We start from the raw sequence: 5423 nt of genomic DNA, 5'->3' as shown, positions 1-5423 counted from the left end.
TGCCGCCCGCTCTGGTTCCCGCGGCGCTGCCCGCCGCCGTCGTCGTCGTGCCCGGAACCGGCCCGCCGGAGCCCGCCGTGCCGCCACCGCCCGATCCGCCGGGCATCGCGACCCCCGGACCTGCTCCACCCGCCGTCGCGCCGCCGGCGACGAGGCTGACCTGCGGCGCGCCACCGGGTGGCGCCGCGAACTGGGGCAGCGACGACGACCGCAGGGCGCTGGCGTCCTGGTAGCGCGCCATCGCCGCCCGGGCCGCCCGCTCGGCGTCGAGCGAGGCGCGCTCCGCGCGGTCGGCGTCCACCGCCGCGAGGCCGCCGACCTCCTCCCAGGTCATGCGCGTGACGGGAGCGCGCTCCGTCGGCGGGCCGGGCGGCGGGACGGCCGCTCGTGTGCTCGTGAGCGCCCGCGACTGCTCGTGGGAGACCGACCCGACCGCGTCGCTGAACGCCCGCGCCTCGTCCGCCCAGGCGCCCATCGGCCCGACCGCGCCGCGTGCCGCGTCGGCCGCCGCCCCGCTGCGCGTCGCTGCGATGCCCTGCGTCGCCTGCTCGACGGACCCGGCGACCTGCCGCAGCCGCGACGCCAACTGGTTCCACGCGCCGCCCGCCTCGGAGAACCCCGCCCCGCCGCCCTGCAGCTGCGACCAGATCTCGGCGTGCGACCGCGCCTCCCAGTTCACGTCGAACACGCCGGCCTCCCCTCCCACGGCAGGCAAGCACAACGCCGCGCACGACGGGGGCGGTTCGGGAGAACTCAGGCCGGCAGGAGCAGGGCGGTGGCGACGGCGGCCAGGCCCTCGCCGCGGCCGGTGAGGCCGAGGCCGTCGGAGGTGGTGCCCGAGACCGCGACCGGGCCGCCGAGCGCCTCGGAGAGCACCCGCTGGGCCTCGTCGCGGCGGGTCCCGATCTTCGGCCGGTTCCCGATCACCTGCACCGCGGCGTTGCCGAGCGCCCACCCGTCGTCGACGACGAGCCGGCGGACCTCACCGAGGAGCCGCACCCCGGACGCCCCCGCCCACTCGGGGCGTCCGGTGCCGAACACCGCGCCGACGTCGCCCAGCCCGGCGGCGGAGAGGACGGCGTCGCAGAGCGCGTGGGCGGCGACGTCGCCGTCTGAGTGCCCGGCACAGCCCGGGACGCCCTCCCAGAGCAGTCCGGCGACCCAGCAGGGGACGTCGTCGGCGAGCGGGTGCACGTCGGTGCCGATGCCCACCCTCACGGGTCGCCCACCGCGCCGGCCAAGGGAGCCGTCGTGCCGAGGAGCGCCTCGGCCATCGCGAGGTCGAGCGGCGTTGTGATCTTGAACGCACGGGGGTCACCCGGCACGGTGACGACCTCGCCGCCGACGGCCTCGACGAGGCCCGCGTCGTCGGTCGCCCGGGCCGCCGCCGACGAGCCCAGTGCGGCCTCGTGGGCCCGGCGCAGCACGTCGGGCCGGAAGCCCTGGGGCGTCTGCACCGCGAGCAGCCCCGTCCGGTCGACGGGCCCGACGACCCGGCCTCCGGGGTCGACCCGACGCACGGTGTCGGCGATCGGCAGGGCCGGGATGACGGCCCCGTGGCCGTCCCGGACCGCTGCGACGACCGCCTGCGCCACGGCACCGGGACACAGGCACCGTGCCGCGTCGTGGACCAGCACCACGTCCGCGTCGTCGACCGCGGCCAGCCCCAGCGCGACGGACGCCACGCGGTCCGCGCCACCCGGGACGACCCGGGCACGCGCGGGCAGCACCGACGCCATCGCGTCGACGTGGCTCGCCGGGGCGACCACGACGACGTCGTCGACGGCCCCGCTGGAGAGCAGGCCGTCGACGGCGCGGACCACCATGGGCTCGCCCGCGACCGGGACCAAGGCCTTCGGGCGCCCGGCACCGAGCCGTTCGCCCGACCCGGCCGCGGGCACGATCGCGACGACGCGCCGCGAGGACACCGTGGAGGGTGGGGTCAGGAAGCGAGCACCTGGTCGAGGAGCGACTCCGCCGCCACCTCGTCGGTGCCCTCGGCGAGCGCGAGCTCGCTCACCAGGATCTGGCGCGCCTTGGCGAGCATGCGCTTCTCACCGGCCGACAGGCCCCGGTCCTTCTCCCGGCGCCAGAGGTCGCGCACGACCTCGGCCACCTTGTTCACGTCACCCGACGCGAGCTTCTCGAGGTTGGCCTTGTACCGGCGCGACCAGTTGGTCGGCTCTTCGGTGTGCGGGGCGCGAAGCACCTCGAACACCCGGTCCAGGCCCTCCTGGCCGACCACGTCGCGAACACCGACGATCTCCGCGTTGTCCGCGGGAACCCGGACGGTCAGGTCGCCCTGGGCAACCTTGAGGACGAGGTACTTCTTCTCCTCGCCCTTGATCGTCCGGGTCTCGATCGCCTCGATGAGAGCGGCACCGTGGTGCGGGTAGACGACGGTCTCGCCGACCTTGAAAACCATGTGTCCCCTAGCCCCTTTCGCTGCTCCCAGGTTAACACGTCCGGCACGAGTCCACGGAGGGGGACCAGCCCGTCTTCGCAGGTCAGGGGGTTGACAAGTGAGCGATCGCCATGCTTCCCGAGGTCGGGAGGGTCCTCGGCGACCCCGGACGCGCGCCCGGTCGGGCTCCACGGCACCACCCGGACGGCCGAACGGGTCCGACAGCGCGCACGGCCGCGCGGGCACGCGGGGGCTAAGGTGTCGCCGTCCGACCCCCGCCGCGCCCAGGAGGACCCGCGCCATGACCCGCCGACCGACGGGACGTCCGCGCCGCACGGCGTTGCTCGCCGCGACCCTCCTCGGCGCCGCCGCGCTCGTCCTCTCCGGCTGCAGCGCCGGTGCGGTGACGCAGACGGACACGACGGTCTCCTCCGTCTCGGGGTCCGAGGGCCAGACCGGCCAGATCCTGCTGCGGGACATCACGCTGGACCCCGGCCCGCAGGTCGTCGTGCCCGCCGGCGCCACGATCACCCTCGCCGGCACGCTGGTGAACCAGGGCCTCGGCGACGACCAGCTGGTCTCCGTGTCGAGCCCCTACTTCGCGCAGGTCCGCAGCGAGGGCACCTCGACGATCCCGGGCAACGACGCGACGCGGATCGTCGGCTCGGCGCCCGGGCCGGTCGGCCCGCCCTCGCCGGCCCAGCCCACCGGCACGATGCGCCTCACGGCCTCGGGCGTCGGCCAGGTCCTCCACGCCGGCCCGACCTACCCGGTGACCTTCACGTTCGCCCGCTCCGGCTCGGTCACCCTGCCGGTGTCGCTGCAGACGACGAACCCGGTGCCGAACTCGTAGGTGGCCTCCGGCCCCGTGAGCACTGTTCCGGCCTGGGACACGGACAGTGCTCACGAGCGCGGAGCGCACCCACGCTGTCGGGGAGCAGGCCTAGTCTCCGGCGCGTGACCACGAAGGCTGGCTCCTCGTCCAAGGCCCGGCGGCCGTTCGAGTGCACGGCGTGCGGGCAGGCCGCCGCGAAATGGGTCGGGCGCTGCCCGGGCTGCGGCGGCTGGGGCACGGTCGAGGAGGGCCTGCCGCCGGGCGTCACGGTCGGGGTGCCCGGCGGGGCGCCGCGAGCCGCCCCCCGCCCGGCGAGCCCGGTCCGGTCGATCACCGAGGTCGGGCTGGAGACCGTGGTGTCGCGGCCGACCGGGGTCGGCGAGCTCGACCGCGTGCTCGGCGGCGGCCTCGTGCCCGGCGCGGTGATCCTGCTCGCCGGCGAGCCCGGGGTGGGCAAGTCGACGCTGCTGCTCGAGGTCGCCGCGCAGCGGGCACGGGGCGGCGGCACGGTCCTCTACGTCACCGGCGAGGAGTCCGCAGGCCAGGTGCGGCTGCGGGCCGAGCGCACCGGGGCCGTCGAGCCGCACCTGTTCCTCTCCGCGACCGCCGACCTCGAGGAGGTCGCCGCCCACGTCGAGGCGGTCGACCCGGGTCTGCTGGTGGTCGACTCGGTGCAGACGGTCGGGTCGCCCGACATCGAGGGCACGCCCGGCGGGGTCTCCCAGGTGCGCGCGGTCACGAGCGCGCTGGTGGCGCTGGCCAAGCAGCGCGACCTGCCCGTCGTGCTCATCGGGCACGTCACGAAGGACGGCGCGGTGGCCGGCCCGCGCACGTTGGAGCACCTCGTCGACGTGGTGCTCTCCTTCGAGGGCGACCGGCACTCGACGCTGCGGATGGTGCGCGGCCTGAAGAACCGCTTCGGCCCGGCCGACGAGGTGGGCTGCTTCGAGATGTTCGACGGCGGCATCCACGAGGTCACCGACCCGTCGGGTCTCTTCGTCGGGACGATGACGGGCACGGTGCCGGGTCAGGCGGTCACGGTCGCGATGGAGGGCAAGCGGCCGCTGATGGCCGAGGTGCAGGGCCTGGTGTCGGGGGTCGGCTCCGACGCGCCCGCCCGCCGCACGGTCTCCGACCTCGACGCCAACCGCGTCCTGAAGATCCTCGCGGTGCTGCAGCAGCGGTGCACCGGCTTCACGTTCGCCCAGCAGGACGTGTTCGCCGCGACCGTGGGCGGGATGAAGCTGCGCGAGCCGGCGGCCGATCTCGCGATCGCGCTCGCCGTCGCCTCGTCGTACCGGAAGGCGCCGCTGCCCTACGGCGTGGTCGTCATCGGCGAGGTGGGCCTGACCGGCGAGATCCGCCGGGTGCCCGCGACGGACCGGCGGCTGGCCGAGGCCGCCCGGCTGGGCGTACCGAAGGCGGTCGTCCCGTTCGGGCCCGGCATCGTCGCGCCGAAGGGCCTCGAGCTGGTGCAGGTCGACGATCTCGACGGTGCGCTGGCCGCGGTCGGGCTGGCGCGGGAGAAGCGCTAGGGGGTGAGCGTGAAGCGGGCGGGGGCGCTGACGGTGCCGTCGAGCCGCGTGAGGAGCTGGTAGTCCCCGGGCGGGACGACGGTGCGGTCGCCGCTGCAGCCCGGCGCCGAGGTGCGGCCACCCCAGCGCACGGTGAACACCACCTCCTGGCCGGGGGTGAGCGTGCGGACGTCGCCGGTGTGCGCGGGCGAGCAGTCGTTGCTGCCCCACAGCCCGTCGCCGGGCTTGCGGACGACGGCCATCGCCTGCCGGGCGGCGTCCAGGTCGCGGACGCACGGAGCGGAGCCGGTGTTGGTGATGACGAGGCTGAACAGCGGGTGGTCGCCCACGGGGTAGCGCGGCTTGTCGGTGCGCGCGGCGACCCGCAGGTCACCGTCGGCGCAGCGCGGCGGGGCGGGTGCCGCGGCCGGCGGCGCGGGCGGCGCCGGGGGCGACGAGGTGGCGCTCGCGCCGGGCACCGGGCCGGGCGTGACGGCGGGTGGAGGCCCCGGCGGGACGATCCCCGGCCGGCCGGACCCGGACACGGAGTCGGCGCCGGGGAGCGCGGCCGTTCCGGGCAGCGGCCCGGTCCCGGTCTGGGGACGCGTGCCGGGCAGGCCGCCGGGGCCGAGCAGGGACGCCGCGCCGGAGGGCAGGAGAGCGGGCCCGG

The 5423-nt window shown here is 76.4% G+C and carries 7 protein-coding genes; 2 read left to right on the top strand and 5 right to left on the bottom strand.

The window, feature by feature from the left end; genetic code table 11:
• The 4 genes from AC0CYZ_RS26145 to AC0CYZ_RS26130 all read right to left on the bottom strand — a co-directional run.
• Positions 1 to 688: PPE domain-containing protein (locus AC0CYZ_RS26145; protein ID WP_472220788.1), on the bottom strand; the 688-nt coding region annotated here is incomplete at its 3' end.
• 65 nt (positions 689 to 753) lie between these two features.
• A complete protein-coding gene (gene ispF / locus AC0CYZ_RS26140; protein WP_472220786.1) occupies positions 754 to 1218 on the bottom strand; it encodes a 2-C-methyl-D-erythritol 2,4-cyclodiphosphate synthase in 465 nt (154 codons plus the stop codon).
• Positions 1215 to 1928, bottom strand: a complete 714-nt coding sequence (gene ispD, locus AC0CYZ_RS26135; protein WP_472220784.1) for a 2-C-methyl-D-erythritol 4-phosphate cytidylyltransferase — start codon at positions 1926 to 1928, stop codon at positions 1215 to 1217. The genes ispF and ispD overlap by 4 nt, the downstream gene beginning before the upstream one ends.
• Positions 1929 to 1942: 14 nt before the next feature.
• Complete coding sequence (locus AC0CYZ_RS26130; RefSeq protein ID WP_116707106.1) at positions 1943 to 2425, bottom strand: CarD family transcriptional regulator; 483 nt, start codon at positions 2423 to 2425, stop codon at positions 1943 to 1945.
• A 280-nt stretch (positions 2426 to 2705) separates the two neighbouring features.
• On the opposite strand from AC0CYZ_RS26130, the gene AC0CYZ_RS26125 reads away from it, so the two are divergent.
• Complete coding sequence (locus AC0CYZ_RS26125; protein ID WP_472220782.1) at positions 2706 to 3257, top strand: copper chaperone PCu(A)C domain-containing protein; 552 nt, start codon at positions 2706 to 2708, stop codon at positions 3255 to 3257.
• Positions 3258 to 3361: 104 nt separating this feature from the next.
• Entirely contained in the window at positions 3362 to 4774 is a 1413-nt protein-coding gene (gene radA, locus AC0CYZ_RS26120) for a DNA repair protein RadA (protein WP_472220780.1), read from the top strand.
• On the opposite strand, the gene AC0CYZ_RS26115 is transcribed toward radA, so the two are convergent.
• On the bottom strand, positions 4771 to 5423 hold a 653-nt coding region (locus tag AC0CYZ_RS26115; protein ID WP_472220778.1), incomplete at its 5' end, for a DUF4232 domain-containing protein. The two genes, radA and AC0CYZ_RS26115, sit on opposite strands and share 4 nt — an antisense overlap.

Source organism: Actinomycetospora sp. (assembly GCF_055612215.1).
This window is presented reverse-complemented; position numbering and strand designations above follow the sequence as displayed.

Excerpts from the sequence above, each read along its gene's own strand:
- AC0CYZ_RS26125 (WP_472220782.1), top strand. The coding sequence starts at position 2,706 with ATGACCCGCCGACCGACGGGACGTCCGCGCCGCACGGCGTTGCTCGCC.
- AC0CYZ_RS26130 (WP_116707106.1), bottom strand. The coding sequence starts at position 2,425 with ATGGTTTTCAAGGTCGGCGAGACCGTCGTCTACCCGCACCACGGTGCC.